The organism is Actinopolyspora mortivallis (genome assembly GCF_003001495.1).
Lineage (GTDB): Bacteria > Actinomycetota > Actinomycetes > Mycobacteriales > Pseudonocardiaceae > Actinopolyspora > Actinopolyspora mortivallis_A.
Window position 1 is genome coordinate 1 of sequence record NZ_PVSR01000076.1, and the last position, 4,194, is coordinate 4,194.

Annotated in this window: 4 protein-coding genes; 3 read left to right on the forward strand and 1 reads right to left on the reverse strand. The window is 70.6% G+C overall.

Going from position 1 to position 4,194, the window contains the following annotated elements; genetic code table 11:
- The 3 genes from CEP50_RS19625 to CEP50_RS19635 all read left to right on the forward strand — a co-directional run.
- The coding region (locus tag CEP50_RS19625) for an SMP-30/gluconolactonase/LRE family protein (RefSeq protein ID WP_219905578.1) at positions 1-957 on the forward strand (957 nt) is incomplete at its 5' end.
- A gap of 95 nt (positions 958-1,052) precedes the next feature.
- Entirely contained in the window at positions 1,053-2,987 is a 1,935-nt protein-coding gene (locus CEP50_RS19630; RefSeq protein ID WP_106115398.1) for an aconitate hydratase, read from the forward strand.
- 162 nt (positions 2,988-3,149) lie between these two features.
- Complete coding sequence (locus CEP50_RS19635) at positions 3,150-3,611, forward strand: STAS domain-containing protein (protein ID WP_106115395.1); 462 nt, start codon at positions 3,150-3,152, stop codon at positions 3,609-3,611.
- 86 nt (positions 3,612-3,697) lie between these two features.
- Here the strand turns inward: CEP50_RS19635 and CEP50_RS19640 are convergent, their stop codons facing one another.
- Positions 3,698-3,958: a Prokaryotic metallothionein gene (locus CEP50_RS19640; RefSeq protein ID WP_106115396.1), complete on the reverse strand. Its 261-nt coding sequence runs from the start codon at positions 3,956-3,958 to the stop codon at positions 3,698-3,700.
- Between the last annotated feature and the right edge of the window lie 236 nt (positions 3,959-4,194).

Here is a 4,194-nt window from a genome sequence, read left to right on the forward strand (position 1 = left end):
CCCGAGCACCTCGGCAACCCCACCCTGTACCCCGTCAACGGCACCGGACCCGAGGACGTGCTCGTCGACACCCACGGGCGCGTGCTCACCGGAGTCGACGACGGACGTGTCCTCGCGCTCAGCGACCACGGGCGCCGCATCGACACCCTCGCCGACACCGGCGGACGCCCCCTCGGGCTCGAACAGCTGCCCGACGGGGAGATCCTGGTCTGCGACGCCCACCGCGGCCTGCTACGGATCACCCCGGACACCGGCCGGGTGCACACCCTGCTGCCCGCCACCGGCCCCCACCGCCCGGCACTGTGCAACAACGCCGCCGTCACCGCCGACGGCACCGTCTACCTCAGCGACTCCTCACGCCGTTTCCCCCTGGAACAGTGGCGCAACGACCTGCTGGAACACTCCGGCACCGGCCGGCTGTGGCGAATAAGCCCCGACGGGGACGCCGAACCTCTGCTCAACGGGCTGCACTTCGCCAACGGAGTCGCACTCGCCGCCGACGAGTCCTTCGTCGCGGTCGCCGAAACCGGCGCCTACCGCCTGACCCGGCTCTGGCTGCGCGGGCCCCGAGCAGGAGAGACCGACACCCTGCTGCCCGCCCTGGGCGGTTTCCCCGACAACATCGCCACCGGAACCGACGGGCTGATCTGGGTCACCCAGGCGGCCGCGCGCAACCCCCTGCTGGACCTGGCCCACGCCCACCTGCCCGCCGCGCTGCACCTCGACCGGGCGCTGCCCGAGTCCCTGCGGGTGCAACCCCGCCCCACCGTGTGGCTGCTGGCCGTCGACGACACCGGCCGCGTGGTACGGGAACTGCAGGCCCACTCCCGGGGATTCGGCATGGTCACCGGAGTCCGCGAACACCACGGCACCCTCTACCTGGGAAGCCTCACCAGCACCGCCGTGGCCACCCTCCACCCGCCCCGGCCCCCCACGGACACCGAGCACCCCGGCTGATCGTTTCAACCGGACCCGCGCCGGGTAACCCGAACACGGCGGGACACACCGAGGAACACCTCCGCGAAAGGCCACCCACCGTGACGGCACGAACCATGGCGCACAAACTCATCGCCGCCCACCTGGTCGACGGAACCCCCACCCCCGGCCACGAGATCGCCCTGTCCATCGACCAGACCCTCACCCAGGACGCCACCGGCACCCTGGTGATGCAGGAACTGGAAGCGCTGGGGCTGCGCCGGGCCCGCACCCGGGTCAGCGTCCAGTACGTGGACCACAACCTGCTGCAGGCCGACGAGAAGAACGCCGAGGACCACGAGTACCTGCGCACCGCGGCACAGCGCTACGGACTGTGGTACTCCAAACCGGGCAATGGGGTCTCACACCCCACCCACATGCAACGTTTCGGGATCCCCGGAACCTCCATGGTCGGCTCGGACTCCCACACCTGCGCGGCCGGCTCGTTGGGCATGCTGGCCATCGGCGTCGGCGGACTCGAAGTCGCCCTGGCCATAGCCGGCCAACCACTGCGCATCCGCATGCCCGAGATCTGGGGAGTCCGCCTGACCGGCCAGCTGCCCCCCTGGGTGTCGGCCAAGGACGTGATCCTGGAGATGCTGCGCCGCCACACCGTCACCGGTGGCGTCAACCGCATCATCGAGTACCACGGTCCGGGACTGGACACCCTCACCGCCATGGACCGCCACGTCATCGCCAACATGGGCGCCGAACTCGGTGCGACCACCACCGTGTTTCCCTCCGACCACGCCGTCCGCGCGTTCCTCGCCGGCGAAGGACGCGAACACGACTTCGTCGAACTCGCCGCCGACCCCGGGGCGAACTACGACCACACCGACGAGATCGACCTGTCCACCCTGCAACCGCTGATCGCCCGCCCCTCGGCACCCGACAACGTGGTCCCGGTCAGCGAGGTCAGCGGCAGTCCGGTCAGCCAAACCGTCATCGGCTCCTCGGCCAACCCCGGGCTGCGCGACTTCGCCGTGGTCGCCGACATGCTGCGCGGGCGCTCCACCCACGACTCCGTCAGCGTCGACGTCAACCCCACCTCCCGGGAGATCCTGCAGGACCTGGCGAAAACCGGGGACCTCACCGACCTGATCGCCGCCGGGGCACGCATCCACCAGTCCGGCTGCATGGGCTGCATCGGCATGGGACAGGCCCCCGCCGTCGGGCAGAACTCGCTACGCACCTTCCCCCGCAACTTCCCGGGCCGCTCCGGAACGCCGGAGGACTCGGTGTGGCTGTGTTCCCCGGAGACCGCGGCCGCCTCGGCCCTGACCGGCGCCATCACCGACCCCCGCCAACTGGCCGAACGCCTCTCCCTGAACCCCCCACAGCCCCGTGTTCCCGAACACGCCTCGGTCAACACCGAGATGCTGCTGGCCCCTCCCGAGGAAACCGAATCCCTCCGGATCCAGCCCGTCAAAGGCCCCAACATCTCGGCCCTGCCCGAGTTCACCCCACCCCCACGAGACCTCGAACTGGCCGTGCTGCTCATCGCCGGTGACAACGTCTCCACCGACGAGATCTCCCCCGCCGGGGCGGCGGCCCTCCCGCTGCGCTCCAACATCCCGGCCCTGGCCGAGTTCACCTTCACCCGCATCGACCCCGACTACCCCCGGCGGGCACGCGGACACGCCCAGGACCACGCCGTCGTCGGCGGGGACAACTACGGGCAGGGCTCCTCCCGCGAACACGCCGCCATCACCCCCCGCCACCTCGGGCTGCGCCTGGTCGTGGCCAAGTCCTACGCCCGCATCCACTGGCAGAACCTGATCAACTTCGGCATCCTGCCGCTGGAGTTCACCGACCCCGCCGACTACGACGACATCGCCAGGGGAGACGTGCTGCGACTCGACCGTCTCCACGAGGACCTCGGACACCACACCGAGCTGACCCTGCACAACACCACACGCCAGCACGACTACCGCGTCCATCACCGACTCTCCCCCCGCCAGGTGGAGGCCGTGCTCGCCGGGGGGATCATCCCGATGCTGGCCCACGGGTGAGTCCCCCTCCCAGCGGTTGTTGCCCGCCGGTGAGCACGGCTACCGTGGGAAACACGGTCGAGCGGACAGCCCCTCCCACGATCCCGGCCCCCGCGAGGCGGGAAACACGTGCGGCTGTCACCCACCGTCCCGCCGCGGGCGGCCCTCCAGCGAGGAGGCAGCGTGATCGCTTATCGAACCAACACCCGAACGGTGGTCGAACCACCCCGGCCGAACACCCCCACGAGGGGTGTGGGACGGCCGAGAACGGACGCCGACCCCCACCGACTGAACCCGCTGCTGCGCATGGCCATACAACGGCCCGGGCCCGGTATCGCCGTGATCGACATGGACGGCGAGATCGACCTGTCCACCGCGCCCCGCATCACCGAACTGATCCGGCAACGTCTCACCGCGGCCGTGCTGCACACCCTGATCATCGACCTCAGCCGGGTCTCGTTCGTCAGCTCCGTCGGAGTCGAACTCCTGCTGCGCGCCCAACACCGCGCCCAACGACGGGGCATCGAACTGCACGTGGTGCCCGGCGCCCGCTGTGTCCGTCGGCTGCTCGAGATCACCGGCGTCGACCAGGGCCTGAACTGCCACGACTCTCTGGAGGCCGCCCTGGCCCGCGCCCACCGCTGACGAGTCCCGCTCGAAGTCACCGGCACGAGGGGAGAGGACACCGACAGCGCCCTCTCCACCCGCCCGGCGCGGCCGAACACCGGCGGTCAGCCGGGAGGCGCCCCCACGGCGTCCCGGAGCTGACCGGCCCGTTCGCCTCCCGCGTTCCGGGCACAGTGGGCACAGCAGAAGAACTGCCCACTGTCCTCCACACCGTGGCCCAGCACGCGACAGCCACAGTTCTCGCAGTGCGGAGCCAACCTGTGGGCGGCACACTCGAGTGAGTCGAACACGTGCACCTGCCCGCCGGTGGTGTGCACCTCGAAGGTCATCCAGTAGTCGTTGCCGCAGACCTCGCACGTGGCCATAGTCGGTCCCTCCCCGCATCGAACGGCGTCGCGCCCAGAATGTGGGCGCGTGGCCACTCCGGCAACCGCACACGCCCGACAGGCACAACCCACCCACGGAAGTGATGAACGACCGTGCGGCGGGGAGCCACCCACGACCGAGGTGCGGGGAGCTCCGAGGCGGCCGGAACCGGCCGGTGGAGGAGGGCAGCGGCTCTCGACGTCCGGGGAGGGGAGAGCTCGGGGCAGAGCGGCGC

Bases quoted from the DNA above. Each gene is read 5' to 3' on its own strand.
- CEP50_RS19630 (WP_106115398.1), top strand. From the start codon at position 1,053: ATGGCGCACAAACTCATCGCCGCCCACCTGGTCGACGGAACCCCCACC.
- CEP50_RS19640 (WP_106115396.1), bottom strand. From the start codon at position 3,958: ATGGCCACGTGCGAGGTCTGCGGCAACGACTACTGGATGACCTTCGAG.